Source organism: Metabacillus sp. FJAT-52054 (genome assembly GCF_037201815.1).
Lineage (GTDB): Bacteria > Bacillota > Bacilli > Bacillales > Bacillaceae > Metabacillus_B > Metabacillus_B sediminis.
Window position 1 is genome coordinate 2,938,776 of sequence record NZ_CP147407.1, and the last position, 23,233, is coordinate 2,962,008.

Annotated in this window: 17 protein-coding genes, 1 riboswitch and 1 other annotated feature; of the genes, 4 read left to right on the forward strand and 13 right to left on the reverse strand. The window is 42.2% G+C overall.

Annotation, left to right across the window (positions count from 1 at the left end; all coding sequences use genetic code 11):
- Window positions 1-93 precede the first annotated feature (93 nt).
- Window positions 94-696, forward strand: a complete 603-nt coding sequence (rpsD, locus tag WCV65_RS15270; protein WP_035409497.1) for a 30S ribosomal protein S4 — start codon at window positions 94-96, stop codon at window positions 694-696.
- 247 nt (window positions 697-943) lie between these two features.
- Here the strand turns inward: rpsD and tyrS are convergent, their stop codons facing one another.
- Window positions 944-2,203: a tyrosine--tRNA ligase gene (gene tyrS / locus WCV65_RS15275; protein WP_035409500.1), complete on the reverse strand. Its 1,260-nt coding sequence runs from the start codon at window positions 2,201-2,203 to the stop codon at window positions 944-946.
- Window positions 2,204-2,259: 56 nt separating this feature from the next.
- Window positions 2,260-2,484 (reverse strand) — a binding site (T-box leader).
- A 122-nt stretch (window positions 2,485-2,606) separates the two neighbouring features.
- On the opposite strand from tyrS, the gene WCV65_RS15280 reads away from it, so the two are divergent.
- Complete coding sequence (locus WCV65_RS15280; protein WP_338777627.1) at window positions 2,607-5,450, forward strand: transglycosylase domain-containing protein; 2,844 nt, start codon at window positions 2,607-2,609, stop codon at window positions 5,448-5,450.
- 145 nt (window positions 5,451-5,595) lie between these two features.
- On the opposite strand, the gene WCV65_RS15285 is transcribed toward WCV65_RS15280, so the two are convergent.
- Window positions 5,596-5,748, reverse strand: coding sequence for a YjcZ family sporulation protein (locus WCV65_RS15285; RefSeq protein ID WP_082883724.1), 153 nt, complete (start codon window positions 5,746-5,748; stop codon window positions 5,596-5,598).
- Window positions 5,749-5,911: 163 nt separating this feature from the next.
- Between WCV65_RS15285 and WCV65_RS15290 the strand changes: the two genes are divergently transcribed.
- On the forward strand, window positions 5,912-6,763 hold the full coding sequence (locus WCV65_RS15290) for a YihY/virulence factor BrkB family protein (protein ID WP_338777628.1): 852 nt from the start codon (window positions 5,912-5,914) through the stop codon (window positions 6,761-6,763).
- 203 nt (window positions 6,764-6,966) lie between these two features.
- Here WCV65_RS15290 and pelG read toward each other — a convergent pair whose 3' ends face one another.
- Genes pelG through WCV65_RS15315 form a run of 5 tightly spaced genes read right to left on the reverse strand, consistent with a single transcriptional unit; the run spans window position 6,967 to window position 13,801 of the window.
- Complete coding sequence (gene pelG / locus WCV65_RS15295) at window positions 6,967-8,430, reverse strand: exopolysaccharide Pel transporter PelG (protein ID WP_338777629.1); 1,464 nt, start codon at window positions 8,428-8,430, stop codon at window positions 6,967-6,969.
- Window positions 8,390-9,826 carry a GT4 family glycosyltransferase PelF gene (pelF, locus tag WCV65_RS15300; protein ID WP_338777630.1) on the reverse strand — a complete coding sequence of 479 codons (1,437 nt, stop codon included), beginning with the start codon at window positions 9,824-9,826 and terminating at the stop codon, window positions 8,390-8,392. Before pelF ends, pelG begins: the two co-directional genes overlap by 41 nt.
- Entirely contained in the window at window positions 9,823-11,673 is a 1,851-nt protein-coding gene (locus WCV65_RS15305) for a DUF2194 domain-containing protein (protein WP_338777631.1), read from the reverse strand. The genes pelF and WCV65_RS15305 overlap by 4 nt, the downstream gene beginning before the upstream one ends.
- Window positions 11,670-12,578 (reverse strand): hypothetical protein, encoded by a 909-nt coding sequence (locus tag WCV65_RS15310; protein WP_338777632.1) that lies wholly within the window; start codon window positions 12,576-12,578, stop codon window positions 11,670-11,672. Before WCV65_RS15310 ends, WCV65_RS15305 begins: the two co-directional genes overlap by 4 nt.
- Window positions 12,575-13,801, reverse strand: coding sequence for a hypothetical protein (locus WCV65_RS15315; RefSeq protein WP_338777633.1), 1,227 nt, complete (start codon window positions 13,799-13,801; stop codon window positions 12,575-12,577). The genes WCV65_RS15310 and WCV65_RS15315 overlap by 4 nt, the downstream gene beginning before the upstream one ends.
- Before the next feature lie 65 nt (window positions 13,802-13,866).
- Window positions 13,867-13,957, forward strand: a riboswitch (cyclic di-GMP riboswitch).
- A 35-nt stretch (window positions 13,958-13,992) separates the two neighbouring features.
- On the opposite strand from WCV65_RS15315, the gene WCV65_RS15320 reads away from it, so the two are divergent.
- Window positions 13,993-14,877: a putative glycoside hydrolase gene (locus WCV65_RS15320; protein ID WP_338777634.1), complete on the forward strand. Its 885-nt coding sequence runs from the start codon at window positions 13,993-13,995 to the stop codon at window positions 14,875-14,877.
- Window positions 14,878-15,250: 373 nt separating this feature from the next.
- Here WCV65_RS15320 and WCV65_RS15325 read toward each other — a convergent pair whose 3' ends face one another.
- The 6 genes from WCV65_RS15325 to acsA form a co-directional block, all read right to left on the reverse strand.
- Entirely contained in the window at window positions 15,251-17,131 is a 1,881-nt protein-coding gene (locus tag WCV65_RS15325) for a fructose-specific PTS transporter subunit EIIC (protein WP_338777635.1), read from the reverse strand.
- Between the two features lie 12 nt (window positions 17,132-17,143).
- Window positions 17,144-18,058, reverse strand: coding sequence for a 1-phosphofructokinase (gene pfkB, locus WCV65_RS15330; RefSeq protein ID WP_338777636.1), 915 nt, complete (start codon window positions 18,056-18,058; stop codon window positions 17,144-17,146).
- Window positions 18,055-18,810 (reverse strand): DeoR/GlpR family DNA-binding transcription regulator, encoded by a 756-nt coding sequence (locus WCV65_RS15335; RefSeq protein WP_338777637.1) that lies wholly within the window; start codon window positions 18,808-18,810, stop codon window positions 18,055-18,057. Before WCV65_RS15335 ends, pfkB begins: the two co-directional genes overlap by 4 nt.
- Window positions 18,811-19,108: 298 nt before the next feature.
- Entirely contained in the window at window positions 19,109-19,741 is a 633-nt protein-coding gene (locus WCV65_RS15340) for a type 1 glutamine amidotransferase family protein (RefSeq protein ID WP_338777638.1), read from the reverse strand.
- Window positions 19,742-19,815: 74 nt separating this feature from the next.
- The gene (locus WCV65_RS15345) at window positions 19,816-20,778 is read right to left on the reverse strand and encodes a YafY family protein (RefSeq protein ID WP_338777639.1); all 963 of its coding nucleotides are present in this window, start codon (window positions 20,776-20,778) and stop codon (window positions 19,816-19,818) included.
- Window positions 20,779-21,280: 502 nt separating this feature from the next.
- Window positions 21,281-22,996: an acetate--CoA ligase gene (gene acsA, locus WCV65_RS15350; protein ID WP_338777640.1), complete on the reverse strand. Its 1,716-nt coding sequence runs from the start codon at window positions 22,994-22,996 to the stop codon at window positions 21,281-21,283.
- Window positions 22,997-23,233 lie beyond the last annotated feature (237 nt).

Sequence of the window (23,233 nt, forward strand, 5' to 3'; positions counted from 1 at the left end):
AGCGAGGATGCATGAAAACATAATGGTCATACATGTAAGGTTCGGTCTGGTTTTTATTTTATACAAAATAAAAACACAAGGAGGAGTCATATAATGTCTCGTTATACTGGCCCTAGCTGGAAACTATCCCGCCGTCTTGGAATCTCTCTAAGCGGTACAGGTAAAGAATTGGAAAAACGCCCTTACGCTCCTGGACAACACGGTCCTGGACAACGTAAAAAACTTTCTGAGTACGGTCTTCAATTGCAAGAAAAACAAAAACTTCGTCACATGTACGGAGTAAACGAGCGCCAGTTCCGCAACACGTTCGTTAAAGCTGGAAAAATGAAAGGGATCCTTGGTGAAAGCTTCATGGCTTTGCTTGAATCCCGCCTTGACAACGTTGTTTACCGTCTTGGTCTTGCGCGCACACGCCGCCAAGCACGCCAATTGGTAAACCACGGTCACATCATGGTTGACAACGGCCGCGTTGACATTCCATCTTTCCAAGTTAAAACTGGTCAAGTTATCACTTTGCGCGAAAAATCCCGCAACCTTGATATCGTGAAAGAAGCTCTAGAAGTAAACAGCTTCGTTCCAGAATACTTGACTTTTGATGCTGACAAGCTTGAAGGAACTTACACTCGTCTTCCTGAGCGTTCTGAGCTTCCAGCTGAAATTAACGAATCTCTTATCGTTGAGTTCTACTCTCGTTAATCGATTTGAAGAAAAAACCGCTGAACTTTTGTTCGGTGGTTTTTTTGTTTTGGTTAATTGTTTGCACTGACCCCCAGTGCAGCAACGCGCTGGGGGAACGGGCAAGAAGCGGACGAACCCTTATCCCGCAACGGCTTTCTACTAACGGGGACGGAGGTTTAGTGCTTTAGCAGAGCGGGGGTCAGTGCAAGGCCCCCGCAAAAACAGAAAAAAGCGCCCAAAACTATGGGCGCTTTTTTACAACCAATTAAAACTGTACCATCGTATACTTCTTTTTACCGCGTCTGATAATTGTAAATTCGTCATCGATCCGGTCATCTGCATGCAGTGCATAATCCAATTCCTGCTTGCGCTCGCCATTCACGTAAACGGCCCCGTTTGTAATGTCTTCTCTCGCCTGTCTTTTTGAAGGAGCGATACCAGCTTCAATAAGCAGGTCGATCAGGCTGATCTCTTTGCTGCTTGCCTGATGGGACGGAACGTCTTTGAATCCTTGTTTGATTTCTTCTCCGCTGAGCGCTTTGATTTCCCCGCTAAATAGCGCTTGGGAAATGCGAATCGCCTGGTCAAGAGCTTCTTGTCCATGAACCATTGCGGTTACTTCTTCTGCTAGACGCTTATGAGCTGCTCGTTTTTCAGGAGCTTCTTGAACTTCTTTTTCAAGCGCGTTGATTTCTTCATGAGAAAGGAATGTAAAGTACTTCAGGTATTTTACTACATCACGATCATCTGCGTTGATCCAGAACTGGTAGAACTCGTATGGAGATGTTTTTTCGCGATCCAGCCAAACAGCTCCTCCCTCGGTTTTTCCGAATTTCGTGCCATCTGCCTTTGTTACGAGCGGAATCGTCAGCCCGAATGCTTTAGCTTCTTCTTCCGTTTTACGGATCAGCTCCAGGCCTGCGGTAATATTCCCCCACTGATCGCTTCCACCGATTTGAAGCTTACAGCCTTTGTTTTGGTACAGGTTAAGAAAATCGTATGACTGCAGAATCATGTAGCTGAACTCTGTGAATGAGATGCCGGATTCAATCCGCGTTTTAACAGAATCTTTAGCAAGCATGTAGTTCACACCAAAGTATTTTCCTACATCCCTCAAGAAAGCAATAACATCCATTTTTCCAAGCCAGTCAAAGTTGTTGGCAATGACAGCCGGATTTGCTTCTGCTTTAAAATCCAGAAACCTTGAGAGCTGTTCTTTGATCCGATCAGACCAGAGCTGGACAATATCCTCAGTATTCAGCGTACGCTCTGCCTTTTTACCGCTCGGATCACCGATTAACCCTGTTCCGCCCCCAACCAGTGCAATGGGATGGTGGCCAGCCTGCTGAAATCTTTTCAGCGTCAAAATAGGCAGCATATGGCCAATGTGAAGACTATCCGCTGTTGGATCAAATCCCGAGTATAATCTAATGGATTCCTTATTCAACAGTTCCTCAAGACCTGTTTCATCTGTAATCTGGCTGACCAGACCTCTAAATTTTAAATCAGACAATAATTCATTCATGTGACATACTCCTCTTCGTTTTGATGAAAAATAAAAAAGCCCCTTCATTATAAAAATGAAGGGACGAATTTCGTCGCGGTACCACCCTACTTAAGAATGGTTCAACAAATAACCATTCTTCGCTCAATCAGATAACGGCCGCAGCCGTCTTCAGCCGCGTATTGCAGCTTCAGATGCTCATGGAATGTAATTCACAGTCTGTTTATGTACTGATTTTCACCAACCATCAGTTCTCTGAAACAGGGAAACAGCTGTTACTGTAATCCAGTCGTTGCTCAATATTCACATATTGAATTTTTACCACAATACAGGCCATTATGTCAAATCTGTTTTTACGACAAATGATACAAATTTTCAGTTAATTTTGTGTTATAATATTTTTGCTTCAAGGGGGAGGATTGGAATGGAGAAATGGATACAGAAATGGTCTTGGGATTCTGCTAAACAGGAAATTTTGAAAAAAAGACTGCGGATTGCTTACGGGGTTTTATGGAATATGACCCTCATCGCCCTTATACTAATTGGTACTTTCGTCATTTTCGCCGGAAGCGCAGGAGCCGGTTACTTTGCCTCTCTTGTAAAGAATGAAGATATTATTAGCTACAATGAATTGAAAAAAGACATCAATAATTATGAAGAAACGACAGAAGTTTATTTTGATAACAATGAATTGGTTGGTAAGCTAAGATCTGATCTTTTCAGAACAAAAGTAAAACTTCATGATATTTCTCCTCATTTAAAAGACGCCATCATTGCAACTGAGGATGAATTTTTTTATGAACATGATGGAGTGGTTCCGAAAGCGATTTTCAGAGCACTTTATCAGGAATTTACGAACGCCAATATGCAGAGCGGCGGAAGCACACTGACTCAGCAGCTGATTAAGAATCAGGTTCTTACGAATGAACTTTCTTTTGACCGTAAAGCAAAAGAAATTTTGCTTGCCCTTCGCTTAGAGCGTTTTTTTGAAAAAGAAGAAATTCTCGAAGCCTATTTAAATATGGCGGATTTCGGGCGGGATAACTCAGGACGCAACATTGCGGGAGCCGAAACGGCTGCCCAGGGAATATTTGGTGTGAGCGCAAATAATCTTAGTATTGCTCAAGCGGCATTTATTGCCGGAATGCCTCAAAGTCCCTTTGCTTATACACCTTATACGAATGAAGGAACTTTGAAAAAAGATCTGTCTCCAGGCATCAATCGCATGAAAACCGTCCTTCGCCGGATGCTTAGCGAAAAGGCTATTACCATGAGTGAATATGAAAGCGCTTCTTCAGAGGATATCTCTTTACAGTTTAAAAAAGGGAATGAAAACCGCCATCGTCAGCAATATCCTTTCCTGACAGACGAAATTGAGAAACGGGCAAAAGAGATTTTGATGGAGCATCTAGCGGATGAAGATGGCTTTCTGCCTAAGGATCTTTCACGTAATTCAAAATTAAAGAGTGACTACCTGACTCTTGCTGATCGCGAGCTAAGACAAAACGGCTACCGCATTCACACAACCATCAATAAAGATATATATGAAGCGATGCAGCAGGCAGCAAAAAATTATAAAGACTACGGCAAGGTCAATACCGTGCAAAAGAAAAATCCTGATACAGGGCAGCAGGAGTCAGTAAATGAACCGATAGAACTTGGCGCTTTGCTGCTGGAAAACAAAACAGGAAAAATTCTTAGTTTCGTCGGTGGCCGCGATTATGAGAGGGAACAAGTTAACCATGCCACTTCAACCCTAAGATCAATCGGGTCAACCATGAAACCCCTCGTATTTTACGGGCCTGCGATCGAAGAAGGATTTCTGCAGCCCGGAAGCTATTTGGCTGACCTTCCCTATGAGAAAAAGCAAGTAAAGGGTGACTCTTACAAGCCTAATAACTTTGACCGAAAATTCCATGGACTGGTAAGTGCAAGGGAAGCATTGGCCAAATCCTATAACGTAGCGGTTGTCAGAGGCTATGAGAAGCTGATGCCTTCAAAGCCGATCAAGTATTTAAAGAAGATGGGCATCACATCAATTCCTGACGAAAAAAACGATTTCGCTTCTTTTCCGCTCGGCGGAGGCGGTGATGTCTCCGTAGAAGAAAACGTGAATGCCTATTCAACCTTTGCCAACAACGGAAAATTTATTAATGCGTACCTGATTGAGAGTATCGAGAGAACAGATGGAACGGTCATTTATCAGCATGAAATGGATACTGAAGATGTATTTTCCCCTCAGACTGCCTATCTGACAATTGACATGCTTAGAGATGTGCTGTCAGATGGTACAGGAAAAAGTGTACCACGTCTCTTAAATTTCAAGGCTGATTGGGCAGGAAAAACGGGAACGAGCCAGGATATAAAGGATTCCTGGTTTGTTGCAGCCAACCCGAACGTAACATTTGGGACATGGATCGGCTATGACACCAATGCAACAATTGGTACGTACCGAGGGAAAACCTACAGCCGGCGTGGCCAGGAAATCTGGGCATCGCTTATGAATGCTGCATATGAAAAGAATCCGGAACTGATTGCACCGGAGGAGCCATTCAGGATGCCAAAAGGAATTGCTGAATTCTCCTATTGCGCCTTATCCGGAGCCCTTCCTTCTGATCTTTGCCGTCAGGCAGGCTTGGTTAAATCTGATTTGTTCAATGTAAAATATGCGCCAGGCACTGTAGATGACAGCCTGAAAACGGGAAAGTACGTTCTTAAGGATGGTGTAGCCTTTGAAGTTCCAGCAAGTGCACCAGCAGATTTTGTATACGAGGGTCCTATGATCAAACAAGACCTTTTAGACCGGCTGGGATTCCAATCCCCTGAAGACCTATATAAGTATTCAAGCGACTTAGGAGGTCTGGTTGTCTATTCAGGCAGTACGCTTCAGGAGGATGGACTCCAGCCATCCAAAATTACCGGAGTATCCATAGACGGCGCCACCCTGAATTGGAGCCGCTCCAATAACTCTGATGTTCTCGGATATCGAGTCTATATGTCCACTGGCGGAACCGGCAGCTTCGTAAAAATCGCCAGTTTAGCTGCTTCAGATGGAACAGGTCTCACAATAGGTACAGCAGGAGCCTCATACTATGTAACTGCGGTTGATTCTTCAGGAAACGAATCGCCCCCTTCCAGAATTGCCGGTAATCCCGCTCCTGAGGAAGCAAAGCCGGATGATGAAAAAGAAGCGAAGAACGCTGAAACGAACGACGGAGCCGCTTTACAGGATGCTTCAGCCGGAGGAATTGTACAGACAGACCGTTAAACTCCGGCTGTCTAATAAGTCCTGCTGAGAAGGATTAAATGAACTTGAAATCCCCGGAACGCTGTGTGAGCATTCCGGGGATTTGTTTATAAAACATATTCAGCTTTAAAAACTTGTATACTGTAAAGCTCCATGCTCTTACAAATTACCAGCCGTATCCTCCGCCGTATCCACCACAAGTTCCGCAAGATCCACAAGATCCGCCACCGACGTAAGAAGCTCCGATGATAATCAAAAGAATAAACAGAACTACTACTAAAGCAAATCCGTTATTTCCGCAATATCCGCCATCACTCATTTTGTTAGCCTCCCTTCTGTATATTCAAAATAGTATATGGCCCTCCCTATAAATGTGGAACAGTTCACATCCCCCAATTATCCGTACAAAAGCCAGCATAGGTTTCAAAATGATTTTCCACAGGGTAACATAAGCATAAGAACCCTACTACAGGAGGCCAGATATGACATTCATCAAGGAACTTATTCATCGAATTCAAAAGCACGAATTAGGGGATTTGGCAGCCGTTCTTGCCTATTATTTCCTGCTGTCCCTTTTCCCGCTTCTTATTTTTTCACTTACTCTGCTTCCCTATTTTTCAATTGATCCGCAAACCGTAGGGAAGTTTGTTCAGGAATTTGCACCTGGAGAGTCCGGCCAGCTGCTGGAGGAGCAAATCACATCTCTCCTTTCAACACCCAACGGGGGCCTGCTTTCCTTAGGAATCATCGGTACACTCTGGTCCGCATCGAATGCAACAAATGCTGTGATGAGATCATTAAATAAAGCGCATATGGTGGAGGAATCAAGAGCATTCTGGAAGGTTAGAGGGATGGCTATTCTTTTAACCATCGGCCTTGTGCTTGGTTTAGTGGTTACGCTTGTCCTTCCTATTTTCGGGGATGTCCTTCTTTCCGGAATTAAAAGCATATTTCCGGATACCGCATTGACTGACAGTTTATTTACGGTCATTCGATGGCTGATTGCCTTTGTATTGATGGCATTAATTCTTGGCATCATTTATTACTTTTCGCCAAACCTTGGTCTTAGGCCGAGGGACGTCATTCCAGGGGCCATTGTCGGAACGCTGCTCTGGCAGCTGATATCGTTCGGTTTCTCTCTTTATGTCAGCCAATTTGGGAACTACCAGGCGACATACGGAAGTGTCGGAGGAGTGATCGTACTAATGACCTGGCTGTATTTATCAGGCTTTGTCATTCTCATTGGCGGAGAAATTAATGCGATCCGTTTTTGCAAAAGGACGAATGAGCATTGTTACACAGAAGAAACAGATGATAAAAAAGCATCTTTATAAGAAAAATGGGGCTGTCAAATAAGCCCGCTGAGATGAAATGATAATTGAAACCCCCGGGACGCAGTGAGCATTCCGGGGGTTTCGCATGTTTAAATAGGTAATGAACAATTATGGGTTAGGCTAATGGGGCAGAAGGTGTTACACCCAAGCAGCAGCACTTTTGAAAACTGAATTTCTAAACAGTCCTTTTTTTGGAGAACGCATTATTCAGCACCTGCCAATCGGTTTAACCGGCGGGACAGATTGTGAAAAGGGCCTTCTATAGGAGTATGGCGGGATTTGCAAAAAGCGTAATAATCAGCTTTAGAAACATATTGGAACAGTCTGAACGATGAGTAAACAAAGCTGAGCAGACTGCCCACTGTAAAACCGACTCCATAGGCTGCTTCCCCTGCTGGAAGCATGAGCAGCGTAAACAGGGCAATCCCCCCGAAGAAGGCAGCGGAAGTGAAAAGAGCCCCCTTCCGGTCATCAAAATAAAGCAGCAGAAGCATCATGATCATGGTCATTCCGTTGCAAAAAGCCCCAATCAGTGTAATCCGGAATATGCCTAATATGAGGTCTGCATTAAAAAACAGCGGGAATATAAAGAGAGCTAAAAAAAGAACCGCCAGGGAAATAAACCCTTGATTTCTGACAAGCCTCTCAATCTCCTGTTTAAGCACAAGCAGCATTTTTGCTTTTGACTTTCTGATCTGAGTTAACGTCCCCCCATCATTTATGAAGGAAAAGAAATCCCGGTATCTCTCATAAAATCTTGTTTCAATGGAAACGACGAAAATGACATATGACGGCAATATCGTTAAGTAAGCATAAAACACGGCCGTATCATATCCCGGGTGGTAACGAAAGGTATCTAAAAGCCATTGCCCGCCCGATACCCATATAATCCAATTGCTCACCCATAACCCGGCATTATAAAAAATCCCTGTAAACGCAAGCTGCGGATACTTATCAAAATAAGTTAAGTATTCAAATGGCATGGACGCAGCCCGATTTGGGAAAGTTTTCAGCATAGCATTCACGAGCCAGAGAAAGGTCACTGCGATTCCACCCGTAAAACTGCCCATCATAATCCATGCCGGCGTCCATTCTCCTTGAGGGAATGGATTCCATTTCAGCAATATAAACATGCAGCTGACTGACAAGACCCCCCCCGCCAGAAAGGCTAAGGCAATGGATTGATAATTCTTGGCGCCCGACAGGTAAAGCAGCATAATCCATATTAAGTTAAGAAGTAAAAATAATCCCAGCATCATAAATTTATATTCCCACTGCAGAGGTGACAGCAAGGCAAATATAAGCCATAAAAGGATGGCGGCCGCAGCCGTCACCGCCGAAAAACCAAGATAAGAGGAAAATACCTTTTCCTCATTTTTTTCGTAAAGGCAATCAGCCGTATACCTCGTTACAACGAGCTGCTGAAAACCAAATAGAACTTGAGAAAACATAAAGCAGTAAGAGACAGAAATCATAAACAGCTGTTTATTAAGCGCGTTAACCCCAGGGACTGTCTTCAGCAGGACCTGCAGCATAAGAATGGTGAAAATAACAATCAGCCACGGTCCCGCCGTAACAAAAAGAGAATACAAATAGGCCTTTAGCCTGGAAGAATAATAATCTTCTTTAAATAATTTTTGCAGCTGGAATCCGATGCCGGCCAACATTTTCACCTCTCTTTACATATAAATTTCTGTAAAATGTAATCACATCCGAAAGAAGATAGTCATTCTTCACACGATTAAGTCCATTTTTCCCCATTCGTTCAAGAAGTTCCGGGTGATTCATAAACCACCTCAATCGATCCGCGAGCTCCTCGGGCTGAATCGGGGGGATGACAAAGCCGCAAGCGCCGTAAGGATCTTCTTCTCTTCCTTCGATGAGTTCTCTGCAGCTTCCTACATCCGTTGCCACCCATGGCCTTGATGCCGCCATTCCCTCTAGAATAGCCAGCGGCTGCCCCTCTGACAAACTGGTCAAAACACATACATCGAAGGACAGCAGGTAATCCTGAACATTCACCTTACCGGTAAACGTAACCCATTGCTCAAGCTCAAGACTGACAACTAAATCCTTGCATTCCTGTGCATACTCGGGTAATTCTTCATCGGACCCTAAAATAGACCAATGAAACGAATATCCCCATCTTCTTAACGTATTGGCCGCATAGATCATCGTTTTTATATCCTTGATCGGTACAATTCTAACGATAGCTCCAATATGAAAAACCGGCTTCTTTCCTTGAAGAGTTAACGAGGTATTGATGTCTATTCCATTTGGAACAATCGCCGTTTTCTCAGCCGGAGCCCCGAGCTCCAGCTGATAGCCGCGGTTTTTTTCAAACAGCGTGATAACGTCCTCTGCCTGTTCATAGGCAATCCTGGAAAGATGATGAAAAAAACGAATCCACCTTTTTTTGTATATGACTGGAATCCATGATGATTGAAGGATTTCCTCTTCCCTCTCCCTCGAATAGATTCCATGCTCCGTAATGATAAAAGGAATGTTTTGTACAATGGATATATAGGACCCGATTAACCCTCCATATCCGGTTGAAGCTGAATGAATGACATCGACTTTGCTGTAATCCTGCTGGAGGAGATGCATGACCGGTGTATACATGGATTTCCACATCCACATATAATCAAGGAATGACCCATACAGCTCCTCATATTCATAGCATTCTTGTACAAGAGTGTAAAAAGACTCGCTTTCAAAAAATTCTTCCACCGACCCCATTTTTTCCTGATTCCCAAGTATAAGCAGTGCCTTAGGATCCAGCGTTTGGAAGGTAAACCATTTGAACAGAAGCGACAGTTCTGCTTCTGTAAGATTGGATTTTACCTTCTTATCCGGAAAATCCGTTATTAATTCCACATTTTGATGATGAACGGTATTCTTCGTAAGTGAATATTTCAGTTCACTATTCTTTTTCTTTTCTGGAGTAATCGTAAAAAGAGAGAATTCGATATCTTCCATTCCGGTAATCAAGGTATGGATCCAGCTTGATACTCCGCCGCTTACGTAAGGATAACTCCCTTCAGCGATCATTCCTACTCTCATTTCCTGCTCGCCTCTTCCCATTCAATGACAGCATCCGGCTTGTTCATGTGTAATAAGTACAGTCCAGGCTGCCGCTCTTCAATTTTCCCGAATGGATAACTTCCCTCTTTCAGTTTTTTCCCCTGCTCCAGCCTTAAATAAAACAGAGAAGGCTGAGGGACGTGATAGCCGTGAATCTCCACCCCGTTTTCTTTATAGGAAATTGACCATTGACCTTCCTGATAGGCAGCCATTCTTTTTTTTGCATCTATTTGTTTATAGCCTTTTACGTATCCAAAGTTTTTTGCAAGAAACTCCTGCATATTCACATACTCTCCCTTTAAACTTTCCCAGCTTGCATTTTTGGAGCGGTCTTCATCCAGTACATCGTCCGGATGAATAAAATGAGAGAATACCCCCATGTTTGCTATAGCATCCGTCAGCTGAAACTGATCCTCTTTTGTAAACGTATAGCCGCTATTAATTCTTGGAAAATGATATAAATCCGTATAAACAGAATCATAGCCAAATTCCTGAATTAAACTCCCATTGGAAGGGTCACCAGTATAAAGACTTGAAAGGACCTCCAAATCCGGCATGGTGTGCCTTAAAGCAGAGATTCCGGATCGATTCAGCAAATTGGATGGCGGAACATAGGTCTTTAGCTTTTGATCAGGAAAAAGCTCCTCCTGAACACCTCTAAGTTCAAGGAGCGAACTCTCCATCTCTGATTGAGACTCCCAGTAGCGGTATCCAAACTCAGTGGAAATCGGCTCTTTTTCGGTCACTAGTGCTTCATGGTTATACCCATGCAATGCAAGCTCTCCGTTTATCGATAGCAGCTGCCTGCCATAGGCAAGCAAATCTTTCTGGTTCATTTCCATCAGCTGTCCTGTTAAAAGGCGGGGCTTGTCAAGGTACGTCCCGATAATGGCACCAGTGTATGGAAAATCATAATTTTGACTGATTTCTTTCATGTCCGGCCACCATATTTTTTTATAAAATTCAGGATAGGCCATACCATATTCCTTCCTGATTTTTTTTGACTCTGCTTCAGCAATCGGGGCTGGAAAATCATCTATATACATGACTTTTCCTCCCATTTGTCCAGAGACAAATGCAGGGAAAGCGAGACTAATTGATTGAACAATCAGGCCGCGTGTACTTTTATCTTGCAGGCTTGTCCCGTTCCAGTTTACAACCCTGCCTGAGCCTGCGTCACGAGTCCATAGTAAAGGAAGCGATCCGGCGGACATATAAGTCTTTGCATCAGGCTGCAGCTCTGTTTTCAGCATGCTGTTAGAGAAATAGTTCGAATTTGAATCCAGGTCAGGATATCCTTTAAAAAACGAATCTGAAAATGTAATGCCTTTTACTTCGTCAGCAAATCCATCCGCTTTCTTTATACCGAGCAATTCATTCCATTCAGCATCAGAAAACCGGTTTGCTAAAAAAAGCCGGCCGCCGTCATTTACAAATCGTTCAATCGAATTAAAATCCCAGCGGGCTGTATCCTCTCCCGTTAAAATAAGCAGAGTATACGGGGATGGTTTTTGGGTGCCTGCTTTCTCAGCAGCAATGACCTGATACTGAATTTTCGCGTATTCCAGTGCTTTTTTTATATTAAAAAATGTTCCTTCACTTAACTTATCTCCCTTTTCAGGCTCGGTTAAATAGATTTTCATATTCCCGGCCTTCTTTTCCGGATGAATCGAATTCATATAAGAAACTTTTTCTGCCGGCTTCTCATTTGGGCTAAGCGGCAAGTTGGAATAAAAATGATCGGAATTCATAAATAGCACTCCTGCAAGCAATAGAATGACTGCTCCAAATGTAAAAATAGCAAATCGGGGAATCCGTCCATTCACTTTTGTTCCCCTCCTAAATATCGGATAATTTCTTGCTGATTTCCAGGGAAAGAAACCAAGTCTGGATGATTTCTAAGCCGATCGGCCAGTTCAAAAACCTTCTCCCATCTTTCTTTTGTATAGGAAATCTTCAGCCATCCCCACATGACGTTAGCAGAATTAGGGTTTTGTTTTAAAAGCCCTTCAAAAATACGCTCTCCTTCGTCAGGATTTTTTTCGAATAAATATAAGCCAAGTGCTTCTGTATACTTTGGATCATCTGGAAATGCTTCAGCTGCCTCTCTCAAAAAAGCTTCATATTCAGCCTCGGTTTTCTCTCGAATCGCAGAAGAAAGCAATTCGCTCGAAAGATAATCCTGATAGGAGTCCAGCAGCTGCCTGTAAGAGGACGGCCGGTCCGTGACCTTTTCTCTTTTTTGCTGCTGGATAAGATTTGATAACCGATCGTGTAGAACATTTGTGATGGTCGCTGCATAATGTACGGCCTCCATATCAGGATGGTTAAGACCCTTTTTAATGATTTTTTCCTGATTGACCGTATTTTCATTCGACATATGCAGCAAGAGATTTTTCATCATCCACGTATTTTCCGTACTGTGGCTGGTCATGTTAAGCAATTCACGATCCTGCCTCAATGTTTCTCTCAAACTTTCAAAATTGTATACCTTATTATGAATATAGCTTGAATATTCCTCCATAAAGGTATCATCCTGTTTTCTCATGTATGCCAAAAGCAAAAACCAGCCATACACGAAACCAAGGACAGGAACTGAGAATGAAAGAAGAATCCATAATATAAGAAGACCATACTGATTCTGTTCAATTTTTTTGACATAGTAAAATTTAGACAAAAAAATGGATGCGATAATTCCTAAAAGAGACCCTGCGGCAAAAATCCATATCATTTTAACGAATCCACCTCTTTTGCAAGAGCTCTCTGCAATCTTTCTTTCACTGCCTTTTCATTTACAGGTTCTACACCTGGCAGGAGCACATAAAGAACTTCCATCTCTTCATCCCACCCCGCTGTATCAAGCTCCCTTAGCTGGTTTTTCATTAAGAGATCGATTTCACTCAGATTATGGCCCGCTGTATTCAGTTCGAAAATAACAAAGGGCTGCCCGATCTTTTCTGCCCTTTCAAGCTCTGCATTAAATCGTTTAAAAAAGGAAGCAAGCTGAAAGATCCCCGTACCAGGATATCTTTCATGCTGATTTTGCTCCCGCTCATATTTATAGGCAAAGCCGAGTCTTGTGCCCATCCACTTTAAGCACCAGTCAAGCCACTGAACTTGCTGAGCTGTGCAAGCCTTTAAATCAATGCCATCCACCGCCAGTATATACCTCTTTTCTCCATAAATAAAAACCGGACCTGCGAGTACCGGGGAGGCAGAATCATCTTCCCGTGATCTAAACAGCACATGAGAAGATTCCTGCATCACTTTAGTTAACAGAGAAGGCATTTCATCCATCCAATAATTCGATTGCAGCTTTCCTTCCCTGTTTGTATTTATTTTGGATCGGATTGAATCACCGTGATTGGAGATTAGATATAAAACGAGCTGGCTCCCTTTAAATTTCTGGTTAACAATACGCACCATTTCATTAAAAATCGTGTCCGAATCTGTAAAATGAAGCGCCGTGATCATTTCATACATTTCTGCATACTGATCCTCTGATTCTAAAAATCTTCTTCTATAACTCTCATTTACAGATAATGCTTCGTCTAATGTTTCTTCCAGAAGCTTTTTATCCTCAGAAATTTCTTCATATAAATATGTTATATCGGAATATCTTTCTTTGTGGGATTTACTTGAAAGTCCAGTAAATAGAAGAAGGAAAAAGAATAGCACCAGCGGGAGCAGTTGATTGAAATCTGTCAGATACAAATATAGATCCCCGCCGCTTTGATATTCGTATGCAAGCGAGGTGAAAAAGGCTATGAAAAAGGGAATTAATCCAAAATATAAGCCATATCTCATAGAAATAAGGACAATCACAACAGACCAAAGCACCTCATTCAGCATAGGGAGACTGTCCGAAAAGAGGAAAATCAGGAAGATGCTTAAGACGGATAGTCCAATCGCTTCAGTTAATTTTAGAATAGTATTAGTTTGTCTATAGATCATTAGAATCACTTCCTTTTATAAAAAATAGGTTGAGTTCAGAAAAATAGGCTGATATGATTAGGACAAAAGGTGATGGGCAAACTTGCTGAAAAGCAAGGACGCAAAGGCATGGGTCGTCGACTTCTACAAAGAAGTACCGATCGCCAGCCTGCGAAGCTACCATCCCTCGTTAAAAAACGGAGGGATTACAAATGAATAACGTAATCAGATTTTTTGTATTGGCTTTTTTTGCTGTATCTAGTATTATTTCTTTATCTCCCGCTGCTTCTGCTTTAACGACTTCTTCTCCCGCTGCTTCTGTCCAAAATGTTTCTGCTGCAAATGGAGTGTTTGATAACGTGAAAACCTACAAAATTTTCTACGATGCTCCCACCCCGGCTATCATCAATAAAATGAAGGCTTATGACCTTGTCATAATAGAGCCCCTTCTTTACACCAAAACCCAAATCGAAACGATTAAGGCAAATGGTACGAAAGTATTCGGCTACATCAACTCGATGGAAGCTGATAATTGGAATACCGCATTTTTGCAAAAACTTCAGCCTGCCGATTACTATCAGCAATCCAGTCAGAAATACTATATTCAGCAATGGGATTCCTACCTGATGAATATGGCTTCCCCGCACTTCAGACAATTGCTGCTTTCAGAGATTGAAGCCCAGGTTCACAGTAAAAATATGGACGGCGTCTTTTTTGACACCGTTGGAAATATAGATGATTATTTCAGCGAAAATCCTGACGAGCTTGCTAAACAGCGCGCAGGTCTTGGGGAGTTGCTGAAAAGTGTAAAAAACGCCTACCCAGCACTTGGAATTATCCAGAATTGGGGAATGGAGACTCTTAAAACTACGAGTAAAAATTATGTAGATGCGATTATGTGGGAGAATTTCAACCACAATGTTGTCTCTAAAGATGCTTGGTCTAAAAATCAGATGAGCGATTTAAAAGCCATTCAGAAGGAAACTGGACTTAAAGTTCTTACTGTTTCTTTTGAACAGCACTCTAAGAGTGATTGGTATTCCGTGCAGCAAGGATTTATTCATTATAAAGCAACAAAAGACTTTAATAGATGGTAATTATTATATCAACCTAAAACACCCGGTATTTTTCGACAATAACTAGTTCTCCATTCTTATTAGACTCTAATCCACTTAATTGACTTACATTATTTGTAGCACAGCCGTAAGATGCTGGCAATATTCGAATAGGCTCAGTAAAACCAGACTCGCCTCAAATGCGAGTCTGGTTTTTTGTAAGGTCCTACCATTCGTTATAATTCATTCTACCCATTTCTAACGACTTAGTCTATTTAGAATATTTAAAATTCAGGAAAAAAGGTAACTTATTTCACAATAAGTATTCTTCCTAACCCATTACCCTTTAATTTAGAGAAACATGCGGAATACAAAAAAGAGGCTGCGGTCTATATTCCGCAGTCTCTTTCGTCATTTATTTTATAGGCTTTTTCCAGAATCCAATGATAAGAGCTGTTACTGCTGCTCCGATAAGGATGGCGACAATATACAAGAACGGATTGCCATCTACAACTGGAATAACAAACGCTCCTCCATGAGGTGCAGGAAGCTTGATGTTAAACAGCATCGATAGTGCTCCGGCTGTCGCTGCGCCAATCACTGATGCTGGAATGACCCTTCCTGGATCTGCAGCAGCAAACGGAATCGCTCCTTCTGTAATAAAGGTAGCTCCCATAATGTATGCCGTTTTCCCTGCTTCCCTTTCCTGCTTCGTAAATTTACTTTTAAAAAACGTTGTTGCAAGAGCCATACCAAGTGGAGGTACCATTCCTCCAGCCATAATAGCTGCATGAGGAGCAAAGTTTCCAGCGTCAATCATCGCAAGACCGAATGTGTAAGCCGCTTTGTTCAACGGTCCGCCCATATCTACCGCCATCATGCCTCCAAGAATTAATCCAAGAAGGATTAGGTTTCCTGTACCCATCCCTATTAACCAGCCGTCAAGAAGATTCATTAACGCTTTTGCCGGTGGAATTACCACTACGATCATGATGACTCCTGTAAATAGAATCCCGAACAGCGGATAAAGCAAAACTGGTTTAATTCCTTCGAGTGCATTCGGTAACCGGCTGAATGCCTTTTTCAGAAATAAAACGATATATCCGGCAAGGAAACCGGCAATCAGTCCCCCAAGGAAGCCTGCGTCTCCACTAGAAGCAAGCAGGCCTCCAACTGCTCCTGGTGCAAAACCGGGTCTGTCGGCAATACTCATGGCGATGAATGCTGCAAGGATCGGAATCATTAATTTAAATGCATTTCCTCCGCCGATGGTATTCAAAATTTCTGCGATTTGATTATAGCTTGGGTCTTCAGGATTTGCGGAGTTAATTCCGAACATGAAGGAAATTGCAATCAGTATACCGCCCCCTACTACAAATGGGAGCATATTGGATACACCATTCATTAAATGCTTATAAAATCCCGTTCTCTGTCCTTTTTCTTTTTGGCCCTCATCGTTCTTTCGCGAGCTGCCCTGGCTCCTTTTATAAGTAGAAGCATCCTGTTTCAGGGCACGTTCGATTAGCTCCTGCGGCTTTCTGATTGCCTGGGCAACCGGCACTTCTATCACATGCTTGCCGTCAAACCGCTCCATCTCCACCTGCTTGTCAGCTGCTACGATGATCGCGGAAGCCCTTTCAATTTCATCCTGCGTTAACAGATTCTTCACTCCGCTTGAACCATTCGTTTCTACTTTGATCATTACACCCATTTCTTTTGCTTTAGCTTTCAGAGCGTCAGCCGCCATGTACGTATGAGCAATCCCGGTTGGACAGGCTGTCACAGAGAGAACCAGCTGTTCAGCTGAATCCGATACAGATTCCTCCTCCTCTTCAGACATCGCATCCTCTTTTGAATTGATGGCTTCCAGCACTTCATTTTCTGTTCTTGCTTTCTCCAATTTCTTTCTGAATTCAGGGTCCATGAGGAAGCTGGACAAAGAAGAGAGTGTTTCTAAATGGGTATTATTTGCACCCTCTCCAGCTGCAATCATAAAGAACAAATGACTTGGCTGCCCATCTAAAGCCTCGTAATCGATGCCGGTTTTCGAACGGCCGAATGCAATAGCAGGACTTTTCACAGCACTCGTTTTGGCATGAGGGATAGCAATGCCCTCTCCAATTCCTGTTGTGCTTTGTGCTTCACGGGCAAGAATCGCCTCTTTATATAATTCACGATCATTCAGTTTTCCGGCATGATCCAGCTTATTTACAAGTTCTTCAATCACTGCTTGTTTTGAAGCCGCAGATAAATCCAGCAGGATGGTATCTTTAGTCAGCAAATCTGTAATTCTCATCTTATAGCCTCCTCATCCAATTTTCTCTATTTTTACTTGTTCGAGCAGTTTTTCTGCTTCTTCCTTTGTACAAAGATCATGCGAAAAAGCTGTCGCGCTTCCTGCGGCTGTTCCAGCCCGAAACGCTTCCTCATAATCACCAAATTTTGTATAAGACGCCAGGAACCCTGCTACAACCGAATCTCCTGCACCTACAGAATTCTTTAGGATTCCCTTTGGAACAGCAGCTTTAAGAACCTGATCTTGATTAATAAATACTGCTCCTTCACCAGCCATTGATACAATGACGTTCCGGACACCTAAGCTGATAAGCCTTTTCCCAAAGTAAGCGGCTTCATTTACCGTGGACACTTTTGTGTGAAACAGCTCTCCCAGCTCGTGATGGTTCGGCTTAATTAAAAGCGGTTCGAATTGCAATGTTTCCTCCAGTGCCGGACTAGTCGTATCAATTACTGTCTCTGCGCCTGCATTTTTGCAGATTTCAGAAAGCTTGCTGTAAAATGTCAGAGGCATTGAGGAAGGAATGCTTCCGGCAAGAACTAATAAATCTCCTTTTTCCAGCTGGTTTATTTTTGAAATCAGCTGCTCCTGCTGCTCGCCTGTAATAATAGGACCTGAAGCATTAATTTCTGTTTCCATTCCGGTTTTTAGCTTGACGTTGATTCTTGTATTATCAAGGACCTCAACAAAATCTGCTGCTATTGATTCTGATTGAAGGAAGTTTTTTAAGAAATCACCTGTGAATCCTCCCGCAAAACCAAGGGCCGTACTTTCCGTTCCCAGCCGTTTCGCTACTCTTGAAACGTTAATGCCTTTTCCGCCCGGGAAAAGCTGCGTTTCCTTTGAACGATTCAGACTTCCTAGTTGAAATTCTTCCAGCTGAATGAAGTAATCAATAGAAGGATTCAATGTACATGTATAAATCATGATGTGCTCACAACCTTTATCTCTGTTTTTTCAGCATATTCTTCAAGCAAATCCTCATCAAGTTCATTCGTAATCACGATGGCCTCGTGCAGGTCCGCAATTTTTGCAAACGCGGTTTCATCAAATTTGCTGCGGTCTGCAAGCATATAAGCCGTTTGTGAGCAGCGGATGGCAGTTGTCTTTACTGCTGCCTCCTCAGGGTCAGGTGTTGTATAGCCTGATTCAGCATGAATGCCATTGACACCCATAAAACATTTATCAAAACGGTATTCACTCAAGCTTGAGGTAGCCCGTGCACCGATCAATGCTCTTGTTGTCTGCTTTACATAACCGCCTATTAAATAGGCAGGAATCTGATATTGGGAAAGCTCTTCAATATGGGTAAGGCCATTTGTTACAACTAATATGTCCTTGCCTTCAAGATAGCGAATCATTTGCAGCACAGTAGTTCCGGCATCCAGGAAAATCCGGTCTCCGTCCTTCACAAGGCCTGCTGCAAACTTCCCTATTTTTTGCTTTTCCTCAAGGTTAATATCTGCCTTTTGCGCGATATTCGGCTCTGTTCCCTTTTGATGAAGAAGTTCTGCTCCGCCGTGAACCCGTTTTAGCTTTTTTTCTTTATGAAGCTGGCTTAAATCTCTTCGAATTGTAGATTCAGAAGAATGGGTAGCATCAACGAGCTCCTGGATATTAACGATTCCTTTTTCTTCAATCATGGCAAGAATCTTGCCGTGGCGCTCTGGTGTAAGCATCTGCGCACCTCCAATAAATAGTGCCTTATGACCACATTGTAGCGAAAGCCCTTACATAAATCAATCAAAAACATTCAAATTCAATCAATATTTATTTGATAATATTCAAAAACAGTCTTTTTCATTCAATGTTGTTCAAAAAAATCATAAAAAAAACCGAACCAACTTACGGGCTCGGGGTAACTCTATTAGAGGTAGCATCAGTAATAATGCGGATTTACAAAGATAAAGAAATTCCAGATTAATAAGCTTAACTTCTCCACAAATCTAAATAGAGGAATTGAGCTTTTCAGTTACTTCATTTATTTATTGAATTCATTAACTGGAAGAAGTATTCAGGTTTTTGAGTCTTATTTAGGTTATACCATGAATGTAATGCATCTGATGTAAATACATCTATATTTTTCAGTACCTCCATGGCAAATTCCAGAGGAGCTATTCCCGATGCAGTAACTAAATTCCCATCAGATACCGCAGATCCCAACTCATAGAACTTTTCTCCTTTATAGTTAGGACATACCATTTTAGTATATTCCAAGTTATTGCTTGTATGCTTTCTAGTATCTAAGTATCCCATATTCGCGAGGCCCTCTGTTGCACCGCAAATTGCAGCCACAATCGTGCCAATCTTTAAAGCTTGGCCAATTCTTTCTAAAATAGGCTGATGAATTTCTTCACTCCAAGTAGTCCCTCCTGGTAAGATTAAAAGATCTTTCCTCTCAAGAGTACATTCATCAAGGGGAATATCCGGTTTTATGCTCACTCCTCCCATTGTAGAAATCATTTCTTTATTAGCTCCTACTGTAATTACTTTTAAAGGTGCTAAATCTTTTTTGAAATATCTTCCTGAGTTTAGTTCAGCAATTAAATATCCATATTCCCAGTCCGACATTGTATTAAATACATATAGAAAAGCCTTTCTTGTTTGCATCCAATAACACTCCAATCACAATTGATATAGCTAGTATAATAAAACTTCCCTGACAGTTAACGTCAGGGAAGTTTTCATACTTTATGAAAATTTATTAATTCCGACAGAACTTCAATAAGTCTTTTCTTAAGACTTATCGGCTCAATAACTTTAATAGATTTATTGTATGGTAAAAGTAAATAAGGTACATACGTATGGATCACATCTTTTTCAAGAAGAAAAACTGCTTGATTTGAAGTCCGTTCTTGTAAATAATGTCCTAAAAACCAATGTTGGCAAATATCAGCCAACACACTTTTATCCCCATTAATAACTAAAGAAATAATCCCTTCCTTATCGTCTATAGCTGGGAGAAGGCTTTTTATAAAAAAGTCACGTGCTGAAAAATTTTCTGGCCGGTTAAACTTATTTTCGGTGAGCATTAGACCCTCAATTCGATCTACTCTAAAACTACGGATATCATTTCTAAGATGACAAAATGCAATCACATACCACTTATTATTCCAATAGATAATTCTATACGGATCGACCAATCTATCATTTAATTGCTTTTCGCCACTTTTATGGTAAAGAATTTTTACAGAGTACCCGTCAGCTACGGCCTGCTCCAACTCCTTCAAAAAAGGTTCCATAGAGAGTGAACTTAATTGACTTATTACTTCAAGACTAGTTAAATGTTGGTTTATCTTTGTTTCCTGCTCTTGATTTGAGTATTTACTTAGTTTTGAAATAGCCCTATTTAGTGCTTCACCTCCATAATATCCGGCTTCTTCTGCAAAAACAGCAGCGTGAAATAGTGAAGTTTGCTCCTCAAAATCAAAAAAAAGAGGCGCCTCAATAAAATTGTTCAATAAAGTGTATCCACCGTTATGTCCTGGTTCTGAAATTATAGGTACACCACTTGTTGAAATTGTATCAATATAACGATACACAGTCCTTATATTCATCTCTAACTTTTCTGAAATTTGCTTTGCAGTAATTTTTTCACCTGAACGAAGCATCCATAGAATCGCTAACATATTGTCAATTTTAGGCATGTACTTTCACCTCTATATGAGATTATTTCCTGTTATTTTTAGTATAAATCATCAACTGTTCTTTTCAGATAGCTTGATATATAATGTGGCCCATCCCCGGGCTGGTTTTCTTTAAAAGGGCAGCTTTTTGATAGAGGGGTCTCGTTGCAGTTTGGAGTCATTCAAATTGTGATGGAGGGTCGTGTTAAAGAAGAGTTGGACATATCAAATTGTCTAATGGATGTGCGTTGGATGGAAGCTATTTTACGTGGACAAATACATAAATAGTCATTGAAGAAAATTATGAGGATATTTTGCGATTATCTATTGTATAAGAGAAGCAACGGTCTTGGCTTTCTTTAATATGGGGAAATTAGGCTCTTCCTTTAGACAAAACAGCTTAGCTGTAATACCATTTAAGACCACTGAAACTTTCTTAACGTGTTAAAAAGGGGAGAATCGTCAGGAAAATAGGCATAGCGCTGTAAATCCGCATTTTCCTGACGGTATCCCAATTATGCAATTAGTCTTCCATTGTCGACAAATCACCTGCTGGCAGATCCAGCTCCCAGGCCTTCAATACTCTGCGCATGATTTTTCCGCTTCGTGTTTTAGGAAGCTTATCTTTGAATTCAATTTCTCTTGGGGCAGCATGTGCAGCCAGACCTTTCTTTACAAACGTCCGGATTTCCTCGCTCAATTCATCAGATGGCTCATAGCCGTCTCTTAATGCAATAAATGCTTTTATGATTTCTCCGCGCACAGGGTCGGGCTTGCCGATTACCCCGGCTTCTGCGATTGCCGGATGTTCAACCAGCTTGCTTTCTACTTCAAACGGGCCTACGCGCTCCCCCGATGTCATAATTACATCATCAATTCTTCCCTGGAACCAGAAGTATCCGTCTTCATCCATATAAGCGGAATCCCCTGATACATACCAGTCGCCGGGCATAAAATAGGATTCATATTTTTCCTTGTTGTTCCATATCGCATACATCATGGAAGGCCAGCCCTTTTTAATTGCCAGATTTCCCATTTGATAGGCAGGCAGTTCATTCCCCTGATCATCAACAATGGCCGCCTTGACTCCTGGTACCGGTTTTCCCATTGACCCCGGCTTAATTTCAAGACTCGGGTAGTTGCAGATGGTTTGGGCTCCGGTTTCCGTCATCCACCACGTATCATGAATTCTTTGGCTGAATACTTTTGTTCCCCACCGTATTACCTCCGGATTGAGAGGCTCCCCGACGCTTAATACGTGGCGCAGGCTGCTGAGATCGTAGTTTTTGATAATTTCATCCCCTGCCCCCATCAGCATTCTAAAGGCTGTCGGAGCACTGTACCAAACCGTAACCCCCAGATCCTCAATTGTCTGATACCAGGCTTCCGGTTGGAATCTGCCTCCGACAATAACATTTGACGCACCGTGCAGCCAAGGTCCGAAAATCCCATAGACGGTACCCGTTACCCACCCTGGATCAGCTGTGCACCAATATACGTCATCTTCCTTCATATCAAGAACCCATTCAGCTGTCTGATAATGCTGGATCATGGCCCGCTGAACATGAAGGACACCTTTTGGCTTCCCTGTAGAACCGGAAGTATAATGAAGGAGCATGCCGTCCTCAGCATCCAGCCACTCTGTTTCAAAATCCTTTCTTGCCTTTTCCATTTCCTTTTGAAAATGGATGAAGTCGCCTTCGACCGTCTCATCTCCTACTAGAATAATGTGCTTTAATTCCGGAAGCTCATCATGAGGAATCCGATCAAGCAGGTCAGGTGTCGTCACAATGACCTTAGCACTGCTGTCAAAAAGACGGTCCTTCACCGCGCCCTCCATGAATGCTTCAAATAGCGGCCCGACAATCGCTCCTGCTTTAATGGCGCCAAGAATGATAAAGTAAAGTTCAGGTGTTCTCGGCATAAAGACGAAAACCCGGTCGCCTTTTTCAACATTGGCCGCCTGGCGGAGTACATTGCCTGCCTGATTAGATAGATCCTTCATTTCTTTAAACGTATATTTTTCGTTTCGGGAAGGGTCTCGATAATAAAGCGCAACTTTATTCTTCCGATGGGTCTCTGCATGACGATCAATTGCTTCATAGGCTGCGTTTAATTTTCCCGTTTGATGCCAGGAGAAATTCTTCTCCGCATCTTTCCAGTTAAAATTCTCATACGCTTCATCGTAGTCTTTTAGATTATGATTACCCTTCGACGCTGGCAGCGCTTCCAATTTCATCCCTGAATCCCCCTCTGTTCTTGATTCAATATTTATTATAGTATACGAGTTGATTTTTCTCAATTTTTAAATAATATCAATATGAAAACGCTTTACTGTTTGTAGTATAATAGAAGGAAGTTTGAACTTAGCTTTAACTTAGGCTCTGTTAAAGTCTTGTGTTGATTTTTAACACCTGTTGATTGGAGCGGAAGGCGTGAGACTCCTGCGGGAGCAGCGGGACAGGTCAGACACCAA

What these genes read in the sequence shown, in the direction of transcription:
- WCV65_RS15280 (WP_338777627.1), top strand. Translation starts at nt 2,607, where the DNA reads ATGGAGAAATGGATACAGAAATGGTCTTGGGATTCTGCTAAACAGGAA.
- WCV65_RS15325 (WP_338777635.1), bottom strand. Translation starts at nt 17,131, where the DNA reads ATGAGAATTACAGATTTGCTGACTAAAGATACCATCCTGCTGGATTTA.
- pfkB (WP_338777636.1), bottom strand. Translation starts at nt 18,058, where the DNA reads ATGATTTATACATGTACATTGAATCCTTCTATTGATTACTTCATTCAG.
- WCV65_RS15290 (WP_338777628.1), top strand. Translation starts at nt 5,912, where the DNA reads ATGACATTCATCAAGGAACTTATTCATCGAATTCAAAAGCACGAATTA.
- WCV65_RS15285 (WP_082883724.1), bottom strand. Translation starts at nt 5,748, where the DNA reads ATGAGTGATGGCGGATATTGCGGAAATAACGGATTTGCTTTAGTAGTA.
- acsA (WP_338777640.1), bottom strand. Translation starts at nt 22,996, where the DNA reads ATGAAATTGGAAGCGCTGCCAGCGTCGAAGGGTAATCATAATCTAAAA.
- WCV65_RS15310 (WP_338777632.1), bottom strand. Translation starts at nt 12,578, where the DNA reads ATGATATGGATTTTTGCCGCAGGGTCTCTTTTAGGAATTATCGCATCC.
- rpsD (WP_035409497.1), top strand. Translation starts at nt 94, where the DNA reads ATGTCTCGTTATACTGGCCCTAGCTGGAAACTATCCCGCCGTCTTGGA.
- tyrS (WP_035409500.1), bottom strand. Translation starts at nt 2,203, where the DNA reads ATGAATGAATTATTGTCTGATTTAAAATTTAGAGGTCTGGTCAGCCAG.
- WCV65_RS15320 (WP_338777634.1), top strand. Translation starts at nt 13,993, where the DNA reads ATGAATAACGTAATCAGATTTTTTGTATTGGCTTTTTTTGCTGTATCT.
- WCV65_RS15345 (WP_338777639.1), bottom strand. Translation starts at nt 20,778, where the DNA reads ATGCCTAAAATTGACAATATGTTAGCGATTCTATGGATGCTTCGTTCA.
- pelG (WP_338777629.1), bottom strand. Translation starts at nt 8,430, where the DNA reads ATGTTGGCCGGCATCGGATTCCAGCTGCAAAAATTATTTAAAGAAGAT.
- WCV65_RS15315 (WP_338777633.1), bottom strand. Translation starts at nt 13,801, where the DNA reads ATGATCTATAGACAAACTAATACTATTCTAAAATTAACTGAAGCGATT.
- WCV65_RS15340 (WP_338777638.1), bottom strand. Translation starts at nt 19,741, where the DNA reads ATGCAAACAAGAAAGGCTTTTCTATATGTATTTAATACAATGTCGGAC.
- WCV65_RS15335 (WP_338777637.1), bottom strand. Translation starts at nt 18,810, where the DNA reads ATGCTTACACCAGAGCGCCACGGCAAGATTCTTGCCATGATTGAAGAA.
- pelF (WP_338777630.1), bottom strand. Translation starts at nt 9,826, where the DNA reads ATGAGAGTAGGAATGATCGCTGAAGGGAGTTATCCTTACGTAAGCGGC.